The 21,464-nt window shown below is 52.3% G+C and carries 27 protein-coding genes; 9 read left to right on the top strand and 18 right to left on the bottom strand.

The genetic code is table 11. The features are described from left to right. The first annotated feature begins 119 nt into the window (after positions 1-119). The 3 genes from ACTJJ1_RS20105 (at position 120) to ACTJJ1_RS20095 (ending at position 2,860) form a co-directional block, all read left to right on the top strand. The gene (locus ACTJJ1_RS20105) at positions 120-1,133 is read left to right on the top strand and encodes a helix-turn-helix domain-containing protein (RefSeq protein WP_440835027.1); all 1,014 of its coding nucleotides are present in this window, start codon (positions 120-122) and stop codon (positions 1,131-1,133) included. A 95-nt stretch (positions 1,134-1,228) separates the two neighbouring features. Then, entirely contained in the window at positions 1,229-2,419 is a 1,191-nt protein-coding gene (locus ACTJJ1_RS20100; RefSeq protein ID WP_421413652.1) for an MFS transporter, read from the top strand. Positions 2,420-2,521: 102 nt separating this feature from the next. Then, positions 2,522-2,860: a DUF2002 family protein gene (locus ACTJJ1_RS20095; RefSeq protein WP_409443777.1), complete on the top strand. Its 339-nt coding sequence runs from the start codon at positions 2,522-2,524 to the stop codon at positions 2,858-2,860. Between the two features lie 27 nt (positions 2,861-2,887). Here the strand turns inward: ACTJJ1_RS20095 and ACTJJ1_RS20090 are convergent, their stop codons facing one another. Together ACTJJ1_RS20090 and ACTJJ1_RS20085 are read right to left on the bottom strand one after the other, a co-directional pair. Next, entirely contained in the window at positions 2,888-3,334 is a 447-nt protein-coding gene (locus ACTJJ1_RS20090; RefSeq protein ID WP_004953697.1) for a DUF1198 family protein, read from the bottom strand. Between the two features lie 66 nt (positions 3,335-3,400). Beyond that, on the bottom strand, positions 3,401-3,739 hold the full coding sequence (locus ACTJJ1_RS20085) for an MbeD/MobD family mobilization/exclusion protein (RefSeq protein WP_004953692.1): 339 nt from the start codon (positions 3,737-3,739) through the stop codon (positions 3,401-3,403). Positions 3,740-3,921: 182 nt separating this feature from the next. Between ACTJJ1_RS20085 and smrA the strand changes: the two genes are divergently transcribed. Then, on the top strand, positions 3,922-4,494 hold the full coding sequence (smrA, locus tag ACTJJ1_RS20080; protein ID WP_409443776.1) for a DNA endonuclease SmrA: 573 nt from the start codon (positions 3,922-3,924) through the stop codon (positions 4,492-4,494). 51 nt (positions 4,495-4,545) lie between these two features. Here smrA and ACTJJ1_RS20075 read toward each other — a convergent pair whose 3' ends face one another. Continuing rightward, a complete protein-coding gene (locus ACTJJ1_RS20075; protein ID WP_409443775.1) occupies positions 4,546-4,959 on the bottom strand; it encodes a DoxX family protein in 414 nt (137 codons plus the stop codon). Positions 4,960-5,076: 117 nt separating this feature from the next. Here ACTJJ1_RS20075 and ACTJJ1_RS20070 point away from each other — a divergent pair, with 117 nt between their 5' ends. After that, on the top strand, positions 5,077-5,355 hold the full coding sequence (locus tag ACTJJ1_RS20070) for a GNAT family N-acetyltransferase (RefSeq protein ID WP_122290103.1): 279 nt from the start codon (positions 5,077-5,079) through the stop codon (positions 5,353-5,355). Between the two features lie 33 nt (positions 5,356-5,388). Here ACTJJ1_RS20070 and ACTJJ1_RS20065 read toward each other — a convergent pair whose 3' ends face one another. Next, positions 5,389-5,571 (bottom strand): hypothetical protein, encoded by a 183-nt coding sequence (locus ACTJJ1_RS20065; protein ID WP_006327415.1) that lies wholly within the window; start codon positions 5,569-5,571, stop codon positions 5,389-5,391. A gap of 158 nt (positions 5,572-5,729) precedes the next feature. Then, positions 5,730-6,464: a class I SAM-dependent DNA methyltransferase gene (locus tag ACTJJ1_RS20060; protein ID WP_440835022.1), complete on the bottom strand. Its 735-nt coding sequence runs from the start codon at positions 6,462-6,464 to the stop codon at positions 5,730-5,732. Between the two features lie 161 nt (positions 6,465-6,625). Between ACTJJ1_RS20060 and ACTJJ1_RS20055 the strand changes: the two genes are divergently transcribed. Next, the gene (locus ACTJJ1_RS20055) at positions 6,626-7,078 is read left to right on the top strand and encodes a GNAT family N-acetyltransferase (protein ID WP_064799117.1); all 453 of its coding nucleotides are present in this window, start codon (positions 6,626-6,628) and stop codon (positions 7,076-7,078) included. A 74-nt stretch (positions 7,079-7,152) separates the two neighbouring features. Here the strand turns inward: ACTJJ1_RS20055 and ACTJJ1_RS20050 are convergent, their stop codons facing one another. Next, positions 7,153-7,824, bottom strand: a complete 672-nt coding sequence (locus tag ACTJJ1_RS20050; RefSeq protein WP_440835020.1) for a helix-turn-helix domain-containing protein — start codon at positions 7,822-7,824, stop codon at positions 7,153-7,155. 263 nt (positions 7,825-8,087) lie between these two features. Here ACTJJ1_RS20050 and ACTJJ1_RS20045 point away from each other — a divergent pair, with 263 nt between their 5' ends. Next, the gene (locus ACTJJ1_RS20045) at positions 8,088-8,873 is read left to right on the top strand and encodes a MipA/OmpV family protein (RefSeq protein ID WP_440835018.1); all 786 of its coding nucleotides are present in this window, start codon (positions 8,088-8,090) and stop codon (positions 8,871-8,873) included. Between the two features lie 193 nt (positions 8,874-9,066). On the opposite strand, the gene ACTJJ1_RS20040 is transcribed toward ACTJJ1_RS20045, so the two are convergent. Further along, positions 9,067-9,930 (bottom strand): aldo/keto reductase family oxidoreductase, encoded by an 864-nt coding sequence (locus tag ACTJJ1_RS20040; RefSeq protein WP_440835016.1) that lies wholly within the window; start codon positions 9,928-9,930, stop codon positions 9,067-9,069. A gap of 114 nt (positions 9,931-10,044) precedes the next feature. Between ACTJJ1_RS20040 and ACTJJ1_RS20035 the strand changes: the two genes are divergently transcribed. Continuing rightward, positions 10,045-10,956 (top strand): LysR family transcriptional regulator, encoded by a 912-nt coding sequence (locus ACTJJ1_RS20035; RefSeq protein ID WP_440835014.1) that lies wholly within the window; start codon positions 10,045-10,047, stop codon positions 10,954-10,956. 59 nt (positions 10,957-11,015) lie between these two features. Here ACTJJ1_RS20035 and ACTJJ1_RS20030 read toward each other — a convergent pair whose 3' ends face one another. The 10 genes from ACTJJ1_RS20030 to ACTJJ1_RS19985 form a co-directional block, all read right to left on the bottom strand. Continuing rightward, on the bottom strand, positions 11,016-11,840 hold the full coding sequence (locus ACTJJ1_RS20030) for an MrpH family fimbial adhesin (protein ID WP_440835012.1): 825 nt from the start codon (positions 11,838-11,840) through the stop codon (positions 11,016-11,018). Positions 11,841-12,276: 436 nt separating this feature from the next. Further along, the gene (locus ACTJJ1_RS20025; RefSeq protein ID WP_041417138.1) at positions 12,277-12,534 is read right to left on the bottom strand and encodes a hypothetical protein; all 258 of its coding nucleotides are present in this window, start codon (positions 12,532-12,534) and stop codon (positions 12,277-12,279) included. Positions 12,535-12,806: 272 nt separating this feature from the next. Then, positions 12,807-13,511, bottom strand: a complete 705-nt coding sequence (locus ACTJJ1_RS20020; RefSeq protein ID WP_440835010.1) for a helix-turn-helix transcriptional regulator — start codon at positions 13,509-13,511, stop codon at positions 12,807-12,809. A gap of 2 nt (positions 13,512-13,513) precedes the next feature. Further along, positions 13,514-14,446 (bottom strand): NAD(P)-dependent alcohol dehydrogenase, encoded by a 933-nt coding sequence (locus ACTJJ1_RS20015; protein WP_004953663.1) that lies wholly within the window; start codon positions 14,444-14,446, stop codon positions 13,514-13,516. Positions 14,447-14,631: 185 nt separating this feature from the next. Beyond that, positions 14,632-15,420: a carboxymuconolactone decarboxylase family protein gene (locus ACTJJ1_RS20010; RefSeq protein ID WP_421413635.1), complete on the bottom strand. Its 789-nt coding sequence runs from the start codon at positions 15,418-15,420 to the stop codon at positions 14,632-14,634. Between the two features lie 34 nt (positions 15,421-15,454). Next, the gene (locus tag ACTJJ1_RS20005) at positions 15,455-16,174 is read right to left on the bottom strand and encodes a putative quinol monooxygenase (protein WP_440835007.1); all 720 of its coding nucleotides are present in this window, start codon (positions 16,172-16,174) and stop codon (positions 15,455-15,457) included. Positions 16,175-16,188: 14 nt separating this feature from the next. Further along, positions 16,189-16,764: an NAD(P)H-dependent oxidoreductase gene (locus tag ACTJJ1_RS20000; protein WP_440835005.1), complete on the bottom strand. Its 576-nt coding sequence runs from the start codon at positions 16,762-16,764 to the stop codon at positions 16,189-16,191. 148 nt (positions 16,765-16,912) lie between these two features. Continuing rightward, positions 16,913-17,947, bottom strand: a complete 1,035-nt coding sequence (locus ACTJJ1_RS19995) for an amidohydrolase family protein (RefSeq protein WP_004953653.1) — start codon at positions 17,945-17,947, stop codon at positions 16,913-16,915. A 152-nt stretch (positions 17,948-18,099) separates the two neighbouring features. Beyond that, positions 18,100-18,789: a type 1 glutamine amidotransferase domain-containing protein gene (locus ACTJJ1_RS19990; protein WP_006327394.1), complete on the bottom strand. Its 690-nt coding sequence runs from the start codon at positions 18,787-18,789 to the stop codon at positions 18,100-18,102. Continuing rightward, positions 18,786-19,109: a hypothetical protein gene (locus ACTJJ1_RS19985; RefSeq protein ID WP_041417136.1), complete on the bottom strand. Its 324-nt coding sequence runs from the start codon at positions 19,107-19,109 to the stop codon at positions 18,786-18,788. The genes ACTJJ1_RS19990 and ACTJJ1_RS19985 overlap by 4 nt, the downstream gene beginning before the upstream one ends. 141 nt (positions 19,110-19,250) lie before the next feature. Between ACTJJ1_RS19985 and ACTJJ1_RS19980 the strand changes: the two genes are divergently transcribed. Further along, positions 19,251-20,150 (top strand): LysR family transcriptional regulator, encoded by a 900-nt coding sequence (locus ACTJJ1_RS19980; protein WP_330760765.1) that lies wholly within the window; start codon positions 19,251-19,253, stop codon positions 20,148-20,150. 416 nt (positions 20,151-20,566) lie between these two features. Here ACTJJ1_RS19980 and ACTJJ1_RS19975 read toward each other — a convergent pair whose 3' ends face one another. Continuing rightward, positions 20,567-21,118, bottom strand: a complete 552-nt coding sequence (locus ACTJJ1_RS19975; RefSeq protein WP_440835002.1) for a hypothetical protein — start codon at positions 21,116-21,118, stop codon at positions 20,567-20,569. Positions 21,119-21,464 lie beyond the last annotated feature (346 nt).

The raw sequence follows: 21,464 nt of genomic DNA, 5'->3' as shown, positions 1-21,464 counted from the left end.
CCGCAGAAGGCTGGCATTTGCCGCTTAATCCGGCGACCTCGATCGCGATCCGGGTCGTTAAATAATTGTTTTGACAGGTTTAAGGTCCTACACTGCAGATCCCGAATAAAGACAACAAGATGTCGCCGATGCCGCTTATTCCTGTCACTTTTCTGTTTGGCCTGCTGTGTCTGGGGCTGCTGTACCGCCTTGGCCGGCCGCAGGCGCGGCGCTGGGTGTTTCAGCTGTTGCTGCTGTTATGCGCCTGGCAGAGCCTGCTGGTGGGGCTGCGTTACGGCTATGGACTGACGCAGTTCAACGGGCTGCAACCCTTCGGTGCGGTGGCGATACCGCCGCTGACCTATCTGGCATTTCTTGTCAGCACTCAGGGCAGGCTGAGGTGGCGTGAGCTGTGGCACCTGACGCCGTTATGCCTGACGCTGCTGGCAAGCCTCTTGGCTCCGTTCTGGCTGGATATATTGATCGTCGCCACCGATCTCGGCTACGGCGCTGCCCTGTTGTACGCGCTGCGACGCGGCGAAAATGCGTTGCAACAGGTGCCGCTGGCGGAAAGCTGGCTCAGCTATCGGCTGTGGCGCGGGTTGGGGATGTTGCTGGTGGCGATAGCGGCGGCAGAAGGGGTGATTGTGCTCGATTTCGCTTATTTCGAGGGACGACATGCCGCGATGTTGGCGACCTTCGACAACCTGCTGGTGGCGTTGAGCATTTGTCTGGTGCTGTCCCGCAGTCGGCCTTCGGAAACCCCCGCAGAGAGAGTGCCTGAGCCGCCTGACAGCGTCGCGGAAGACGAAGAGCGGCTGGCGGAGTGGTTCGGTCTGGTGCAACACCGGTTGCGGCAGGATGATCTTTATCTGGAGCCTGAGCTGAATCTGGCCCGGCTGGCGCGCAAGGCAGGCTTACCGGCGCGGCGCGTTTCCCAGGCCATCAACCGGCATACGGGGATGAATGTGTCGCAGTATGTGAACCAACTGCGTATTCGCCAGGCAGCGCAGTGGCTGCTGGACGGCGACGATCCGGTGACGGATGTCATGCAAAGGGCCGGGTTTACCACCAAATCGAATTTTAACCGTGAGTTTCTGCGTATCCAGGGCGTCAGTCCGAGCGAATGGCGCAGGCAGCAAAAGGTTAGTTAAATAATAATTCGTTATAACTCTCATATTTATGATCGGATCGCGCCGGGGTATGCTGAACGCTGTTGCTTACCCCGTTTTGATGCGAGCCCCCCTCGATGACCGCAGTCAGCGCCAAAGAAAACACCTTCCAGCTTAACCGGCGGATCTTGTCCGTGGTGATGTTTACCTTCGTCTGCTACCTGACCATCGGTTTGCCGCTGGCGGTATTGCCGGGGTTTGTGCATAACCACCTCGGGTATAACTCGGTGCTGGCCGGGTTAATCATCAGCGCGCAGTACTTCGCAACGCTGTTCAGCCGGCCGCATGCCGGGCGCTATGCCGATCAACTCGGGCCGAAAAAGGTGGTGTTGTTCGGGCTGGCCTGTTGCGGCGTGAGCGGGGTGTTTTACGCCGTCGCCTTTTGGTGCGACGACCTGCCGCTGCTGAGCCTGATCCTGCTGTGCGTCGGCCGGGTGTTTCTCGGCGTCGGCGAAAGCTTTGCCAGCACCGGTTCCACGCTGTGGGGCATAGGTCGGGTGGGGCCGATGCACACCGCCCGGGTGATTTCGTGGAATGGGGTGGCCACCTACGGCGCTATGGCGGCCGGCGCGCCGCTCGGCGTTTATCTCAATCAGCTTTGGGGACTGGCCGGGGTGGCGGCGCTGATCGTGTTGGCGGTGGCGGTTTCGCTGTGGCTGGCGGGCGGTAAACCGAACGTGACGATCTCCGCCGGCAAGCGCCTTGCCTTCAGCGCGGTGTTTGGCCGCATCTGGACCTACGGTCTGGGGTTGGCGCTGGGCACCGTGGGCTTTGGCGTGATCGCCACTTTTATTACCCTCTACTATGCTGATAAGGGCTGGAGCGGGGCGGCGTTCTCGCTGACGCTGTTCAGCTGCGCCTTTGTCGGAATCCGGCTGATCTTCAGCCACACCATTAACCGTCACGGTGGTTTGAAGGTTACGCTGGCGTCATTCCTGATTGAAATTGCGGGGCTGTTGCTCATTTGGCTGGCCAATGATCCGCTGATGGTACAGGCCGGGGCGTTGCTGGCCGGTGCCGGTTTCTCGCTGGTATTTCCGGCGCTGGGGGTGGAGGCGGTGAAGCAGGTGCCGCAGCAGAATCAGGGCACCGCGCTTGGCACTTACTCGGCGTTTCTCGATTTGGCGCTGGGGATCACCGGGCCGCTGGCCGGTTTGCTGATGAGCCGGATGGGCGTGCCGTCGATCTACCTGGCGGCAGCCTTGATGGTATTCCTGGGGGCATTACTGACGCTGCGATTGTTGTTGCAGAACCGAGCAAATACCTAGTTAAGGATTATTCCTAAACCCACATCCATACCGAGAAATTTATTGTTTCATCTCATGATTACGGTAAGGTCGCTCAGCGGTCCAGAACGAGAGGAGAAATCGATGTATTTACGGCCGGATGAAGTGGCTAGAGTGTTGGAGAATACCGGCTTTGAACGTGATTATATCACCGATCAAGCCTATGGTTACCGCAAGGGTGAGCACTACGTGTATGTGAATCGCGAAGCGCGTATGGGCAGAACGGCGCTGGTGATCCACCCTGCGCTGAAAGAGAAAAGCGTGCATTTCGCCACGCCGACCTCGCCGATTCGCACCAGCGAGCAGTACCTTGAATTTCCCCTGGATTTAAGCGGCGATGCCCCGAGTGCGCGTTATGGCATTCCGCACGGCTTTAGCTCGCGTGAGGCGCTCTCGCGCTATCTCTACAGCATGTTCCTGTAATCTATCCCCCGCCAGCGGGGGAGTATCTCACCCGTTGGCGATCGCCTCGCGGTTAAAGCGCTCATTGTAGGCGCGGCGAAACTGCGCCAGTTCGAAGGCGTCAATATCCAGATCGGCAAAGTAAAACAGCGCGGCCTCGGTGTGCTCGGCATGCAGCTCCGGCGACAGCCCGGCGCGCAGCAGCGTTTCACGCCACAGGGCGATTTGCTCGTCGCTCGCCTGCTTGATAAAGGTCAGATAGATAAACAGCAGATAAGCCGCCTGGTGCATCTCTTCGGTGTAACCGTTGTTCAGCATGCGGATAAAGGTCTGGCTGTTGCGGCTGCCCATTTCCTGAATCATCGATTCAATCAGCATCGGTTTAACTTTCAGCAGGTGGGCCAGCGAGTCGATAGCTTTGCGGGTGTCTGAAGTCAGAATGCGGTAACCAATAATAAATACAACGATCAGGGCTGCGATGATGATCCAGGTCATTTATGATTTATTACACTCTCAGAGCGCCAGTATTTGGCAGGAGGCGCTGTGCTACAGCGCCCGGGGTCAACGCTGTTCGCCGCTGAAATTGTCGGCTGCCCGCTGTTGATTGTGCAGGTGATGGTTGAAGGTGGCGGCGTCTTTGGCCAACGCATCCAGATGTGCGCCCAGCATTTTGATTTGCTTCACCAGCGCGTGCTGTTCCGGCACCGAGTTGGCGGTGCTCAGTTTGCGCACCAACTGCGCATTTTGCATATGTAGCGCCGCTTCGCGTTGTTTGGACTCTTCCAATAACTGTTGCAGAGCCTGATAGCTTTGCTGCCATTCACGGTGCTGCTTTTCGAAGCTGGCCTGCAACTCGCTCATCGCATTTTGAAACTGGATTTCCAGCTCGCGCATTCTCATGGTCTCTTCCTTTGCGGCACTCAATAATGGTTTGCAGTATAACGAAAACTGCACAGAACCTCACTCGTTGACGACGATTGCGGACAAACTCCGCTGACAATTCCGGCTTGCAACCGGGACACGACGTCTTACAATCAGCTTCATCCGCGCCAAAAGGCTTCCCGTCCAGGAGTGGCAGTGAGATGAGCAACCAGGAAAAAGATGTTTTTGCGCAGGCGATGGCCGATGTCATCCCGTTATCTCGCGGGTGCCAGACGCTGTACCTCAAACCACGGGAAACGGTGGATAAAAGTGCGCGCCGCGAAGTGCAGGCGCTGCGGCAGGAGAATTTCCTCAGCACCGGTTTTCTTGAGGTGATCCCCTGCGGGCTGCCGCTGGAATACAAAGGCGAGGGCATTCAACAGGGCGTGCTGGATAAGTTGCGCAATGGCCGTTACCCGCCGCAGGCCAACCTCAACCTGCTGAGGAAGCCGGTCGAGACCTGCCGGCAAGAGCTGTTCCGCTTTATTCTGCTGGCGGAAAAGCACAATCTGCGTTCGTTGTTGATTGTCCATGGCCGGGGGCGTGAGGACGAGAGCCACCCCAATATTGTGCGCAGCTACCTCGCCAAATGGCTGGCGCAGTTTGAGCAGGTACAGGCATTTTGTCGGGCGCTGCCGCGCGACGGGGGAGACGGTGCTTGCTACGTCACGTTGCGTAAATCGGCGCAGGCCAAGGCCGACAACTTCGAGCGTCATGCCAAGCGTAGTCGCTAGGGGGTAAATAAAGGAAGAGCAGCCGGCAGCATGACTGCCGGCTGAATGGGGCTATTTATTAAAGAATTTATAGTCCAGCGAATAACGCCCGGCACCGGTGACCGCCAACAGCAGCAACCCGCCGATAATACTGATGTTTTTGAAGAAGTTGATTTCATTGCCCATCATTTCCATCCCGGTCATTTTCCAGAATGGATGGCCGATAAAAGCGGTGCCAAGCACATAGACGGCGAAAATAACCGCAATAGGGCGGGTAAATATGCCGAGAATAAGCGCAATGCCGAAAACAAACTCAACCACCACGGCGATAATCGCCGCCAAATACGGCATCGGGGTACCGTAACCCTCCATTGAGCTCACCGTTGCGCCAAAGCTGGTCAGCTTCATCCAGCCAAAAATGATAAACAGGACCATCAACAATATGCGGGATAGCAGAATAACACCGTCTTTTGAGCCGTCACCCATTTTGAACTCCTCAGCCACTGCGGAATTATGTTGTGTTGCTGTTTAAATAATAGACTAACCTTAGGTTATTTCTAGCGGTGGCAAGCCATTACGCATTTAAATATCAGGAGAAAGGCTGTGGAACTTAACATTCTGGAAGATGAGAAACGTTTCTATATAAACGATCGGCAGGGGAAAACCATCGCCGAGATATCTTTTGTGCCGAGCGGGGATAAATTAACCATCATCGATCACACCTGGGTAGATGAGGTATTGAAAGGTCAGGGTGTGGGTAAAAAGCTGGTGGCGCTGGTGGTGGCGAAAATGCGTGCGGAAAACCGTAAAATCATTCCGTTGTGCCCGTTCGCCAAACACGAATTCGACACCACGCCGGGCTATCAGGACATTCGCGCCTGAAAGTTTAGCGGGGCGCAGCAGCGCCCCGATCGTTCAGCATACGCCGAAATCGCCGTCTTCATGATAGAGCGCCACATCGCTGGCCTGGACTTCCGCACGCTGCTCGGTGCCCAGTTCGTTCCAACTGCAGACCAGCGTGTCACCATCAATGGCCACCACGATCATCTTTGGGCCGCCGGTAGTGCGCTGTACAAAATCGCCGACAGTAAATGCCATTGTTTTCTCTCCGGTTCAAAGGGGGTAAAGCTTAAGTATAGTCGGCTGTTGGCGGGCTTTACGCAAGAAGGCGTCGCCAGGGGCGGAATATAAAACGTTGGGGGGAGGCGGCCTCCCCAAGCGTGGATGTGTTAAGGATGTACTGCGAAAGGGAATAATCAGGCGGGTTTATGGGCGGCCAGGATAAAGATCATCGGGCGTTCTTTTTCTTCATCGAGCGCCGGGTTCTCCGTGATTTGCTGCGCCGAAGGGCCCCATTCATTCAAATAGGTGATGACGAATCCCTGTTGCACCAGCAGGTTGATATAGCTGCCGAGCATACGGTGTTGTTTGATGACGCCTTCCGCCAGCCAGTTGGAGGTTCGCTGCCCTTCCTGCTGATAGCCGTTGACCGGCCAGGATTTTTGCCCGTGTTGATCGACCAGCCAGCCCTGATGCTGCGGCGCAGTATAAATCGGGTGCTCTGCGGTGAAGATAAACTGCCCACCCGCTGCCAGCGCCTGATAAACCGTGGCGAACAGCCGGGCCAGATCTTCGATATAGTGCAGAGTCAATGAACTGTAGGCCAGATCGCAGGATGCCGGCGGCAGTTGAAGCTGCTCCAGATCCTGCCGGCGGTATTCAATGCCGGCGTCGTGCGTCATCTCCCGCGCTTTGTTCAGCATTTTCTCGGAGAGGTCCATGCCAAGTACGCTCGCGGCGCCCTGCTCGCGTGCGCTGCGGCAGAACCAACCGTAGCCGCAGCCGAGATCGACCACCTTCTTGCCGTGCAAATCCGGCAATATGCTGCGGATAGCCGGCCATTCCGGCGCGCCGTCCAGCCCGTTTACCGAACGACTGAGCTGGGCATAACCGTCGAAGAAGGCCTGATTGTCATAAATATTTTGCGTCATAACGGCTCCTGTTTGGGAAAAACACTGCCGAATCTTTGGGCAGTGTCGCCATGTTATCCGCACATCCGGCTGATTTCTATCATAAACGCCGTGCCAATCCCTTTCGCTTACCGCATAATTTTAAGCCGGTTTAAGCAGGGAAAATAATCACAGGAACGGATATGAACATGATTTCGGTGCGTCAATCACCTGAGTTTGCGCAACAAGCGATTCGCTATTTCCAGCAACACTGGGCTTCACCAGACACCCTGATGATGTATGAAGATGCCATTACCCGCTGCATTGGCGCAGCCAATCCGCTGCCGCAGTGGTATTTGCTGATGGATAACCACGATATCCTGGGTTGTGCAGGGTTGATTACCAATGATTTTATCAGCCGCGGCGAGTTGTACCCCTGGTTGTGTGCGCTGTATGTGGAAGAAGCGCACCGTGGGCGGGGTTACGGTGCGTTGCTGATTAATCATGTGGCGGAAGAGGCTCGCAAATTTGGCTTCCCGCAACTGCATCTGTGCACCGATCTTGAGGGCTACTACGAAAAACAGGGCTTTGCTTTTAACGGATTGGGCTATCACCCCTGGGGCGAGGCTTCACGGGTGTATACGCGGGCGCTGTAAAGGCCGCCGCAGCCAGGCCGGCAACGTCAAATAAGGCGAGTACATCGTTTGGAGGGGGGGCCATGAACGGTAATTTAATAACGCTTCGGCAACCGATTAACCGCGTATAAAATCCCTTTTTCGATAGTAATGTAACCCCCCTTACGCAGGTCAGATAATATTTTCATGATGCCGCTGCGTGAGAGTTGCGTTCTTTGCTGGATATAGCGTGGAACGGTGGTGGATAGCCGAAAAGCATCTTTCTCATTCATTAGCATGCGTAGGTGATTACAAACTATCTCATAGGTATCGTTGCCCGAAAGCAATTTATCGCGAATGCTCAGAGTTTGGATAATATAAGCTTGTATATAGACCAGGCTCTGCCAAAGGTTTTCTCGTGCCAGGGTTTCCAGCACGTCGCTTTCCTGATACATCAGAAGTTCAACCGGTGATTCAGCCAGGAAGAAGAGCAGTTCTTTAGGGTAGAAGGTTTCTGCTATGCCGGCGAGTGAGGGCTCTCTAAAATTGGCTATTTTTAACCCATCGCTGTCATGACATGCAGACATTTCACCTGACTGGAGCAAAAACCAATGACGTATTCCGTTGTGAAACAAACGGATTTTCTTTCCAGCAGGAAACGAGCATTTCTTTCCAAATGGCGTTAACGCGTGCTGAAGTGCCAAGATATGTTCTGTGGGTTTATCATCTTGCGTGAATAAGACCGGGGCATTTTTTTTCAGGGGAGTTAAGGTGATTTCTGCTGCCATAATTTGATAGTCCAAAGGCGAGAGCTTATTACGGTGAACCCTAGATTCAGTTTTTCCGCATACTATATTATACCTTGCTGCGATGCAATTGAGCTGCCTTATTACTAAGGCCTCGTAGAGGGGGTATTGGTAAGGTGGAGTGAATGTTTATATAAATCAATCTATTGGCAGGTGTACATTTTTGGACAGATGAGCGGCTATGAGGCGATTACTGTCGGGAGTAGTATGCAGGGCGTTTGATGCCCCCACTATGGATGATAATAATGAAGCCGTTTTCAGTTTCTCTGCTTTCCTTTTTTCTGAGGAAAGTATCTCATATTAATGTTTTTTTGATTTTCGCTTCTCTTGTTTACCCTTCGGTTTCATCCGCTGCAAGCTGGTCTTTAGGCGCAGCCGCTATGCTAAACGATTATGGTTATGTTGATACCGATGCCAAAACACAGGGGCTTCCTACGGTAAATTATGAGCAAGGGAACTTTTATATTCATTCGTTGGCTGCCGGTTATTATTTACTGAATACGCCAAAGGATCAGATCTCGGTTATTACTTACTATTCTCCGCTGGGTTTTGATCCGGACGACAGTCACAACAGCCAAATGAAAAGCCTGGATAAGCGTGACGGCACATTAATGGCCGGGATGGCTGTCACCCATAAAGAGAGATGGGGGGTTATTCGTGCGTCACTGGCCGGAGATACCCTCGATAACAGCAATGGAGTCGTGGGCGATGTGGCTTTCCTATACCCGATCAAGGCGGGCAAGTTGCGGATTGCGCCCGGTGCGGGTGCGGTTTACAACAACGGCAACCAAAATGATTACTACTATGGCATAAGCCAGGCCGAGGCAAAGCGCAGCCATTTCTCGGCATACTCGGCTGGAGAGAGCTGGAGCCCTTATGTAGAACTGAGCGCCAACTATCAGTTTAGTGACCATTGGTATGCCACCGCATTATTGCGCGCGGTACGGTTGAGCAGTGAAATCACCGATAGCCCAATGGTGGATAAAGACATTTCAAGCCAGGTCTTGCTGGGCGGTGGCTACAGGTTTTAATCCACGTGTTCGAGAGCATATTCTGTCCGCAGGGGAGTCGTGCCTGTCTGCCGTGGTGATTTGGCTATGCTCTTGAACCCAATGACGATCGGGAAAGACCGATAAAAGGTAACTGTCGACGGTTCGGAAAGACGAACACTAAAACCCTGCTTCGGCAGGGTTTTGTTTTTTGCGGTATAACTGGCGCCGCGTGTCAGACGAGAGCGTCCAGCGCTTTAGCGATATCCTCCGTCCACGGCAAATCAGGCACCGCGAGGTTTTCGCGCAAATGACCGATGGAGGAGGTGCCCGGTATCAACAGAATATTGGGCGAACGATGATACAGCCACGCCAGCGCGGTTTGCAGAGGCGTGGCCCCAAGACGCACAGCGATATCTGATAACGCCGAGGATTGGAGCGGCGTAAAACCGCCGAGCGGGAAAAACGGCACATAAGCGATGCCTTCCTGGGCCAGATGGTCAATCAGCGCATCGTCGCCGCGGTTTATCAGGTTGTAGTGGTTTTGCACGCAAACAATGCTGCAAATCTTGCGCGCCTGCACCACCTGGGTCGGTGTCACATTACTCAGGCCTATATGTTTCACCCACCCCTGGCGTTGAAGCTCTGCGAGGATCGTCAGGGGTTCTTCTATCGAGCCTTCCGCCGGGCCATGAGTATCAAGCATGATCCTGAGATTGACCACGTCCAGCCTTTCAAGGCCCAGATTACGCAAGTTGTCATGCACCGCACTGGTCAGTTCTGCAGCGGAAAAGGCCGGTAGCCATGAGGCGTCCGCACCCCGGCGCGCGCCGATTTTGGTGACAAGGGTCAGATCGTCCGGATAGGGCGCCAGTGCTTTACGAATCAATTGGTTAGTGATATGCGGGCCATAAAAGTCGCTGGTGTCGATATGGTTAACCCCCAGCGCAACCGCTTCCCGCAGTACCGCCAGGGCGGCATCAGGATCCTTCGGTGGCCCGAACACGCCGGGGCCGGCCAACTGCATGGCGCCGTAGCCTAGCCGCTTGACGTTTCGATCGCCAAGGGGAAATGTGTGATGCTTGTCGTTAATGGACATAACCTGTCTCCTGTTGGGATAGCCAGCGGGGCTGCCGCATTTATTTATAATAGGCGCAGCTCACCCCTGTGATAAGTAGTGAGGCAGTGGACGGGGTGTACGGGGAAACGAACAATGAAAACCGATCTAGAAGACCTGCATGCTTTTCTCGCCGTCGCGCGCTCGGGGGGATTTCGTGAAGGTGCGCGAACGTTGGGCCGGAGCGCGTCCGGGGTCAGCGACGCCATCCGGCGCCTGGAAAAACAGCTTGGCGTCCGGCTGTTTAACCGTACGACGCGCAGCGTAACGCCAACCGCCGCCGGTTACGGCTTGCTGGAAAGGCTGGGACCCGCGCTCGCCGAGGTGCAGGGCGCGCTCGATGTGGTGAATGGTTTTCGCGATAAACCCGCCGGAATGCTTAAGCTAAATGTCCCGGTCAGTGCGGCGCGTCTGGTGCTGCCGGCGTTGATTCCTGCCTTTCTCGCCGCCTACCCGGATATCAAGGTTGAAGTACAGACGGAAGAAAGCTTTGTCGATGTGCTGGCCGCCGGCTGCGATGCCGGTATCCGCTATGAAGAGCGGCTGGAAAAAGACATGATTGCCGTGCCTATTGGCCCCCGGGTACAGCGCTTTGCCGCAGGCGCATCTGCGGATTACCTTGATCGGCGTGGGCGGCCTGCACATCCGCATGATCTGTTTACGCACGCTTGTATCAAGGGTCGTTTCCCCAGCGGCAAAAGTTACCCCTGGGAGTTTGCAAAGGACGGGGAGAATGTCTCACTTCACCCTGAGGGGCCGCTGACGGTGCAGGCCGGTGGCGCCACGGACCTGGCCATCGCGGCGGCGGTGGCCGGCGTGGGGATTGTCTATCTGTTTGAGGATTGGTTGAAACCTTACCTGGCCAAGGGGAGCCTGGAGCCGGTGCTCGAACCCTGGTGGCCGCAGTTTTCCGGCCCGTTTCTTTATTATTCCGACCGGCGGTTTATCCCCTCGCCGCTGCGCGCTTTTATCGATTTTATTAAGCAAGGGGTAGGCCACGGGCCTTGAAACAGCGTCATGACGCTTTCGAGCCAGAAACCCGGCAGGCCGGCATACAATACGCACGTTCAGGGGAGTGCCAACAGTGCCACTGCGCTACCCTGAAAAATGCCTGGCTCAACGTTTCCTACTGCTCTCAATACGGAACTGACCTGTACTGTGGTGCCGGTTGGCCCGACCTGTAGGACAATACCTTTGTTTGCCGGTTGGCCATTGAGTTTGAGGTTTGAAAATAAACTACCGTCGCTACGAAGCATGATTCCACCCGCGTTTTCAGTGATATAGAGCTGGATATTTGTCGTTTGATGGCAGGAGAGCAATAACGAGTCGGTGACACTATGGTTATTCAACTGCTCTGGGGCTAAAACACCGTGATCCAGCGTTAATTGAGGTGTTTTTATTTCACAGGCGTTTGTTTCATCCGGTGGAATAGCGCATATAGAACCTGGCAACCTGAATGCGCTTGGTTCCCAAAGAGTATTCATTGAATAAAAAACACCTACGCAACCACTACCACCAAGTATATTATTGTATTGAATTTTTCCTGATCGAGGTATTCCTACAAACTGTTTGAAATTCTGACCTAAAATACCGATTGTTTCTGAGTCTGATACCCAGGGGTTTTTATTCCCAGTCCAGGAACCATCACTGTAAAGGTCGATAAGGGTTGGATTGTGGTTACTTGATATTGCTATTTTACATTTCGGCTTTTTGTAGCACGGGTTGGGGGTGTTATCGTTGGTGAACCAATCAATTAGTTCATAATCGAATGTTCCAGAATACCAGGTTCCCGTTCTTTTTGTAACCTGCATAAATATACTCGCCTGAGCAGTTTCGGTATAAATTAAAATGGCTGCAAAGATAAAGGTGGCATATTTTTTAATATGATTCATAAGTCCGGCCTTAGGGGGCGTGAAGTTTATTTCATGAAATATATCAGCTTTATCCTGTTATTGGAATTATATACCTAAAAAGTGTGAATATTCAGATTTAAATTTTGATTTTTATTTTAATTTGGTTTTTTATATCAATAATGACAGGTTTGTGACTGATTGGCTTTGAATTGTGACGTGTTATATATGAATTACTGATTGTTTTATTGTTAATTAATTTCTTTGTTTATGTATTGAATGTTGGTTTTCAAGGTATTTTTTTATGTTTCCTGCGTTCTGGAATGCATGTTGGCCACTTTATGGGGGAGATGAGAATCAAGCGTATTGAGACTCTGGCGTGCTGAAACGCTAAAAAACCACCATGTAAATTGCGGCTTTTTCAGTATTCTTCTCGGCTCTGATAGTTGCATCGGTCGCCTATTTTTGTCGTGAACACTCAGCCCTTCTTCAACAAAACATCCATCAGCGAGGTAAATACAGCGCTTGTGGAAAAAGCATGTTCTGTTTTGCGCTCCTCACCTTTGATGTCTTTAAATCTGATAACGGCGGCCTCTGGGGACAGGGCTTCCAGTTCTGCAAACTGCTTTGCGTACCCTTTGTCCAAAAAATGTTTCTGCCTGGTCTCGAAATCAGGTGATGAGGTATTGAGAGCAAAAATTTGATCCCCTCTCACGAAAAAGCTGTAAACCACCATGGCATTGTCCTTACTTCGGTGTACTGCTAAGACGACACGCTGCGGGCATCTCCGATGCTTATAAATCAGCGCGTCACTGTAACCAATAAACTGGCGGGCAACCTTACACTTGGCAAGGGTAATATGGGGTTATTGCGTGAGACGGCTAAGGATATAACGGCAGTTATTTCTATTTTATTTTAAAACAGATGATTAAACGTGGTTGTGAGGCGATGCGGAGTTAAGCATAGGGGCATGGGTGACCGAACGACATTTATGGCATATGCCTAAAATCAGCAAATCTCGCCCTGACCGTTGCACGGCCGCATCTCGAGAGCGCGCCATTCCTTGACGAGCAGCCGGCGGCTCCGAAGGTAGCGTTCGGCAAGAACTTCCGCGCTCGTGATATCGTCCATGCCGATCACCCGGAACTGTTCATCCAGTTCGCACCAGGCTGCGATAAACCGCTTGGCTTCGATAAAGCCGAGCATGATCGGCCATATTACCTGCTCATCTTCCGGTGCGTGTTCGAGAGACAGCTTGATGCGCAGCTTACGCTGTTCGCGCAGCGCTCGACGGACTTCGCTCAGATCAAGATGTGTCGAGCCTTTCAGCGAATGACCTACATAGATAGTGTCATCGTCGAGGGCTGAACGCATGTCGGGTGGAAGGACTGCATTGATTTTGGCCAGCGCGTTTGTCACCGCAAGGGCTAACCTGGCGTCGGTCTGACGGCTGACCCACTTGGCACCGGTCACGAGCGCCAGGATCTCTTCTTCGGTAAAAGACATTGGGGGCAGGAGAGATCCTGGCCGCAGGATGTAGCCGACGCCTGCCTCTCCGTCGATGTCGGCTCCCATGCCTTGCAGTGTGGCAACGTCGCGGCGGATGGTTCGCAGGGACACGCCCAACTCATGCGCAAGTGCCTGGCCCGACACCGTTCTACGGTGCCGGCGGAGCACTTGCATCAGGTCGAACAATCGATGACTTCTGGCCATGCCTACTCCATCGCCACAATGCCTTTACCGCCGAGCTTGCGGCCCTTTTCAAGCTCGGTGATCAGTTTAATCGCCCCCTCCAGAGCAACGGTTTCGCCAATCGCTATTTGGAGCTTGCCCTCTTTAGCGGCACTGGCAAGCTTTTCCAGGATGTCGGCTCGCGGCGAACCAATGACAGGCTTCAACCGGCGATCGAAGACGGCCCGAATGAACTTGCCCAGGCCGGGGTTGAGATCAAGAAACACGCCCCCGCGGCGTAGCATAGCCACGCCGGCGGATAGGGTCATTGTCGCAGCCGTGTCGTATACCACATCGAAGCGCGTGGTTATTGACGACAAATCCGTTGCGCGATAGTCGTAGACCGTCTCTACGCCAAGAGATTTAGCGCGCTCCATGTCTCGGGAGCTGCAACTTCCGGAAACAACTGCACCGAAAAGCCGTGCGATCTGCACGGATGCTTCACCCACCGCTCCGGCACAGCCATTAATGAAGACGTGCTGACCCGCTTGCAGCTTGGCCTTGTCGATCAGTCCGTTCCATGCGGTCACGCCCGGCGTACCCAGACAGGCAGCATCCTCGAAGGAGATACTCACGGGCTTCCTGGTCAGGAAGTTTTCTTTCGTTATCACTGACTGGCCAAGCGCACCGCTTTCCTTGAAGCGAGCGAGGCCGAAGACGGCGTCGCCGACCCTAAAGCGCGAGACACCTGGGCCAATGGAGGTGACGATACCGGAAAAATCCATTCCCATTGCGCGGGGAAAGTTTCTGCCGGTGACGATCTTCATCAGTCCGCTGCGCAGCTTCCAGTCGATGGGGTTGATTGCCGCGAACCTGACTCGCACGGCCACTTCATCGTTACCGGGGGCGGGTAATTCAAACTCATCGACCCGCATCAACTCCGGGCCACCATAACTGTCGTACTGAATACGTTTCATTTGTTTCACCAAGGTTTGAGCGGTTCTGGTCGAGATAGGGTGCAAATCCTTCTAAAAGACAGGAGGAGATGAGTGCGATGTGGATGCCTCTTCTGCTTGCGAAGACATCCTATAACGCCGTGAGGACAGTTTCTGGCACCATTCATCGGGCTCTTTTTGCACCGCTAATCCAGGGCGCTCTATCCTTATCGGGTGCGTAGCACTTCACCGACCACGGGGGCTGCCGAAAAGGCATTTGGCCAGCCGGCATAGAAAGCGCAATGGGTGACGATTTCACCCGCTTCCTCGGCGGTCAATCCATTATCCATGGCCCGGTTAAGGTGGTAACCGATTTGCGCGCTCTGCCCCGATGCTATCAGCGCGCTTACCGTCACCAGACTCCTGTCCCGGGGCTTAAGCGCCGGTCTCTGCCAAAGATCGAGAAAGAGAGGGGAGGTGGTGAATTTGACCAGCCCGGGGGAAATTGGCGCGACATTTTTTTCCACCGTTTCTGAACGCTGCCGTTCAGCATCCTGATTAAGCGGCAGAAGTGCAGGAGAGGCTTCGGCTAACTGTTCTGCCGTGACGCCATATTTCTGAAAAACACCTTTAGTTGCCGCGATAGCCGACATCGCGCTTGGCCACCCGGAATAGAACGCAAGGTGCGTGATAATCTCCGATACTTCGGCCGGCGTGACGCCACTGTCGAGCGCAACCCCGACATAATGCTTTAGCTCGGTGGGCTGGTTCCTGGCAATCAGAATAGCCAGGGTAACGATGCTGCGGTCACGTTGCGAAAGCTCATCACGTTTCCAGAGGTCGTCCGTAATGGCTTCGCTACCGAAGCGGGCCAGTGCCGGAGAAACGGATTGGATATCGGCAACTGAAAGGCCCGATGGATTAATTTTTAACATGGCTTCACCTCTTTTTTCTTCTGCATCCGCGAAATCTGCAAGCACAAGCGACATCACTGCAGCGGCAATCACCTCTTTCATTGCAAACCTCATCTAATCGACTGGCGTTCCGGCGTTAATCATCAAACTGCAGGGTACCTTTATTTCTGAGAAACACGGGCACGACAGGGATTGATTCCTTCCCGGTTGTCATTTCTGAGGTTTGCTCTATATATCCCCGGAAGTGCGGCGTCTGCCTGTGCCGTTGATAATCAGCTTCGCTGGCGTAAATTTCATAGAAGTACCAGCGATTTTCATTTTTCGCATCGGTTGCGGCATACATAGCCAGCACGCCACTTTCAAGCTTCAGGGAGTCAGACATTTCCGCGATGACGATATTTTTGAAGGCCTGTTGGTGCTCGGGTTTTACATCGACAATAACCAGGTTATTTATCGTTCTCTCGTTTTGTACTATTCGCTTGTCGCCAAGAAATTGCGGAGTGACATCTATTTTGCTTTTTTTATCTGTGATTTCAGGAGCACGCTTAATAAATGCCTGGTACTGCTCTGAATCTAAGTGTTTTTTATAGGCCTCCTTTCCGGCGTAGATTTCAATCATGTACGCCTGATTGAGATCATCCTTGCGTTTGAGCGAGTACATTGCCAGGGTGCCACTTTCAGACTCAACGGAAGAGGAAATGGTACTTCTGGCGACTTCATCATACTGCCGGCTTTTCCCCGCTTTGATGCCCAGCTCGAAAATATTCATAACGACTTTATCCAGAGGGGATGAACCGGTCGCAAATGCGGGACTACCGACCAGCAGGCACAGTGTCATGGTTATGATATTTTTCACGGGATACCTTTATTTTATACAGCCAGTTTCAATTCTGGGGATAAGGATCTCAACAACGCGATCAGTCGTGAGGCATGCTCTTTGGCCATGATTTTCTGTTGCGCTATTTTATTTTCATCCCTGTCGGCATAACTGATGCCACAGGTATACACCGGCATTTGCAAATCCAGATTGCAAAGTCTGGCGGTGGTTTCAAACTGGGCAAGGTAATTTTCAAGGCTATGGCCAAAAAATCCTTCCGATGAATAGAGTGCTTGCGGTGCGCCGGTGGTAAACGAAAGAATAAGTTTTTTACCGCCCAGTTTTGCGGTTGAACCATGCGCGAACCCGTGGACAAAAACTTCATCCAGCCATAATTTCATTACGCCCGGAAGTGAATACCAGGAGAATGGAAATTGCCAGACGATCACATCTGCCTTCAGCAGGCTTTCCTGCTCGGCTTTTACATTGATTTTGTTGTCCGGATAGAGCCAGTCCAGGCGGCGAATTTCAACATCTGGCAATGCCAAGGTTATTTCATCCAGAATAGTCGCGTTACCCATTGACTCGTTAAGATTCGGATGTCCGGAAATAATCAGGATATTTTTCATTTTCAATAGATTAGAAGTTAATTGTTTACCAGGTCACCAGTATAGAATGACCGTATTTTGTTTTTTAGGGGATTAATAGTTCAATCACTTTTAGTCAAAAACTAATAATCACCCTGATTGACTCAAGGCTTCCGCAAAGCCTTTTTCATCAAGACGTTAATCCGAATAACCGCTCCGCATTGCGGAAGGCTATCGCTTCTTTCGCCTCTTCAGGAACAGGCAAACTCTGGATAAATGCCTTCACGCCATCCAGCGTCTGGTAGGGATAATCAACAGAAAAAAGGATCCGCTCGGCTCCCAACAGCGCATAGATAAACTGAAAATGCGGCAGCGTCAGCATTCCTGATGGCGTCACATACACCTGCTCGCGAAAGGTCTGCGTAATGGTGCGTCGTAATCCCGTAGCGGCCTGAGGGAGGCTATCGTCCAGACGCTGTAACCAGAATGGCAGCATCTCTCCCCAGTGGCCGCTGATGACCTGCAGGTTCGGATATTTATCAAAGGCTCCGGACAGGATTAACCGCAGCAGATGGATGCCCGCTTCGTGATGCCAACCCCAACCAAACATCGATAGCCTGGCGGTAACTTCATCACTGAAGCCGCTGTAATAAGCTTGTTGTACGCTGCGAACGGGAAGCCCCGGGTGGAGATAGAGCGGGACGCCAAGAGCGTTAAAGCGGGCCAGCAGTCCGTCGTAATCCGGATGGTCGAGAAAGTGGATCGATGGCCTGCCGTTGAGCAGAGCGCCTTTAAAACCCAACTCTTTAACCGCTCGCTCAAGTTCTTTTTCTGCCGCATCGGGCTGAGCCCATGGAAGCGTGGCGAATGCGGCAAAGCGGTCTGGATGAGCGTTAACCGCGTTAGCGAGGCGGTCGTTAGCCGCGCGGTTCAAATCCACCCCCTCAGCAGCCGATATCAGGTGCGGAAATCCGCCAACCGAAAGCACCTGCATGGTGATACCGGCCTCGTCCATATCGTCCAGACGCCCACGACCTATGTCTGCGCCCTTAACGTTGATCAGGTCGTTTTTTTCAATTTGGGGGCGGCTTCGGTCGGGAAGATTGCCGTCAGTAATCGTTTTGCCCCAGTCGCTCAGAAACGGCGCCTGCGCAAGTGCAGCCGGCATGGATGCCATAACCAGCGCTTTGTCCAGAGTATGTTCTTCAAGGCAAATGATTTTCATCGCTTTTGATTTCCGCTCAGTGTGTTGACATAGGGGAACAGCCGCAGAACAAGGGAGAATGCTTGAAATGGCGATGCCTGCCAGAACGCGGAGTCCCGTCGTGAGGACATTGCGACGCCCAGCCGAACACACTGATTCCAACACTGCACTCTCTAGATTGACTGGTGCAACGCGCCCACCAATGCCACGCCAACGCCGTGCGCTGAGGCAGGGTTCTGACCGGTGATCAGGCGACCATCCGTCACCACGTTCTCAGACCAGTTGGGTGCTTCATGATGAAGCGCGCCGTGCTCCCGCAGGGCGGTTTCCAACAAATAGGGGACCACCGCCGTTCCCTGAACTTCGTCTTCTTCTTTATTGGTGAAGGCCGCCAGGTTCTTTCCTTTCACCAGGTATTCACCGTTGCTGAGTTTCGCGTCAACCAGCGCGGCCGGGCCATGGCAGACTGCCGACACTATCCCGCCGTTTTCGTATACCTCTCTGATAATGCGCTGCGCATCCGGGTTATCGCGGTAGTCCCACATTGTGCCGTGCCCGCCGGCAAAAAAGACCGCGGAATAATCGGCCCCGTTCAGCTCAGATAAAGGCGGTGTGGTGGCGAGGCGATGCTGGAAATCGGTCTCGTTCCAGAACCAGGCGTTAACGGGATCGCTGAGATCGAAACCGTCAATCGGCGGTTGGCCCCCACGAATGCTGGCAATCACCGTTGGGATCCCCGCATCTTCCAGCACTTTCAAGGGATGAGTGAGCTCAGCCATGAAAAAACCGGTAGGCACACCGGAAACGCCTTTTATCGGATGGCTGGTGACGACGCACAGCACGGGTTTGCGATCTGATTTCATTTCATCGCTTCCTCTGACTGATTTTTGAACTCTCCGGCAAACAGGTGTTCCCAATTGGCAAATGATCCCAAGGGGATACATTCGAAGGTAAGCAGACCGGCTTTTGCCAGCGGAAAATCGGCCATCACCATCCGGGCTTTTTCCACCGAATCACATTCAAGAAAAATCGCTACGCCGGGCCGATCCTGTCGAAAATAAATATCCCGGATGCTGCCGGATTTATATAAACCCCAGGTATGCAACACTTCTGAAGTCAGATGTGGAGCGTATTTTTCCAGCGTGGCGCCGGAAGCGGGAATATCCAAACACAAAATGCGCATTTCAGTCTCCTGAACTTAACGATGAAGGGGGAACTGAAAAAAGTATAAGCTCGCGATTTTGATAAGATTAGGCCCTTATTGACTTAAGGATATTTAGCCTGTAGTTAATAATCAGTGGGCCATTTGCTTCAGGATGACGTGATGAATAACGTGATTTACAACCAGATACGCATCTTTCAGAGCATTGCCCGGGAAGGCAATATTTCGGCTGCGGCCAGGAAGCTCGAGATTACGCCTCCCTCCGTCAGTAAGGCGCTTAAGCTGCTTGAGCAACACATAGGTCACCCTCTTTTTGTCCGTACGACAAGGCGCATTGAACTGACGGAAGCTGGGCAACAGCTGTTGGAGCAAACCGTAGCGGCAGTGGACTCGCTTGAAACGTCGTTGGAAAACATCCGCGACCAGAACCAGGAACCCTCCGGCCTGGTCAGGATTACGCTCTCCCGCTTTGCTTATCTGCTCATACTTAAACCGGCTATGGCGGCCTTTTGCCGGCAATATCCCGGCATTAAACTTGAAGTTTCGGTTTACGACGGCACCGTCAATATTATTGATGAGCGCTTTGATCTGGGGATACGCTTTGGCGATATTCTTGAAGGCGGAGTGGTGGCTCGCCAGTTGATGAAGCCGTTTAGGGAAGGGCTGTATGCGTCATCGGCCTATCTGGAGGCGTTCGGTACGCCCACTACGCCGGCAGAGCTCCATCAGCACAACCTTATCGGCTATCGATTCATCACCAATAACCGTATCCTTCCGCTGATTCTGGATCACAAAGGCGAGCAGCTAACCGTTGAGATGCCGGGCCAGTTAATCAGCAACGATATTGAGGTTATGGCCGATGGAATACGGAACGGACTGGGCATAGGAAGGTTGTTCGAGCCCATTCACAGCTTGCAGCCCGACAAAGAGAAATTTATTCCCGTGATGGAGAATTACTGGAAAACCTACCCAGCCGTTTATCTCTATTACCCGAAAAATGCGGGCAAGACCAAAAGAGTGAAGACGTTGATTGATTTTTTAATTGAAAGAAAAGCCGTTTAAATGAATATCGCTCCTGTAAACCTCATACATGAGCGACACTCTTTATGCCTGGATTTTTATCAAACTGACTGTTTGTAAAGGGATTAGGTCTCTCGCGAAGAAAGACACTGGAGTGGGAAGCTACGAGGTGGAAGGCCTATGGCGCACAAGGTTCCGCAACGTAGATCCATAAATCCCAGGTTGAACGGGATACTCTCGGACTACGACAGACACAAAAAAGCCCGCAACTCAGTTGCGGGCTTTTTCGCTATTATCGCCGGATCTATCTGGTATCACCGGTGACCTATTTGGTGGAGCTGGCTGAGAGCGACACCAAGTACTAACTGCCTGATTCTTTGAGCAATGTAGCGGGAATCAATGTCACAGCAGTATGTCACAAATTTGAAGCAATTTACAAGGCTATCAAATTAACGATATCACTGAGAAAATGTTCGTTGGAGCTTGCGTGAACGGGTGAATTCGAGCGCCTCAAGAAAAATATCTGACAGCTCTTGCCGAGAAATCACCACACCTTCACTAACTTTCCAAGCAATCCCTATATCATAATCAAATCCGGGATATGCAATATGAAAATCAGTTTTCTTGTAATCCTTAGCTGGCTCTAATTTTGCCAATGGTATTCGCAAGCGAGCAAATCTGGCTCTAGCTGCCTTAAATCGCTGCAATACTTCTGGTGGGTCATCGCTTTGCTGGTCCCTAATGCGCTCTGTAAGAGTGCGAACGATTTCATAGGCTCCTAAAACCCATAAATATGAATTGGTTAGATGATCAACGATTGCGTCATAATCCTCATTAACATCGCCATCAGACTTATATTTTTCGACTAAAGTGGCATCAAATTCCCAAAGATTAGTATCCATCTGGCCGATATGCAGCACTAGGCTTACAAGAAATGGATCAAATCTGGCTAAACCAATTGAAACTTTTACCCAACGCTCGTAGCGGTCTTCTTTTGCTGTTATATCCATGAGTTAGTTTTCCAAGTGTTGTCTAGGTATTAATTTTAACAATACTTGCTCTGACTTTACGAGCAGAAGTTTTGATGTATTTGCAGTGATCAAATATGCTAACTAAATTTATAAACGAAGTGACTAAAGATGCGAATTCAGTTCCGTTGGGGGCGTCTGAATAACATGTTTAGTTTTTTGTATTTATTGATAAAAATAGTTAAGACCTGTGGGGTATACCTAAACGTATGCCAATGCAGGAAAGTGATTTGTTAGAAATCTGACTTCTAATCAGCATGAATAGGGTTTCCTGGTTGAGCATGAGCTAGAAAAAATTTATTTTTTATTCGTTACTAGTTTATCATTG

The sequence above is a fragment of the Serratia sp. 22264 genome (genome assembly GCF_052045345.1).
GTDB lineage: Bacteria > Pseudomonadota > Gammaproteobacteria > Enterobacterales > Enterobacteriaceae > Serratia > Serratia plymuthica.
This window is presented reverse-complemented; position numbering and strand designations above follow the sequence as displayed.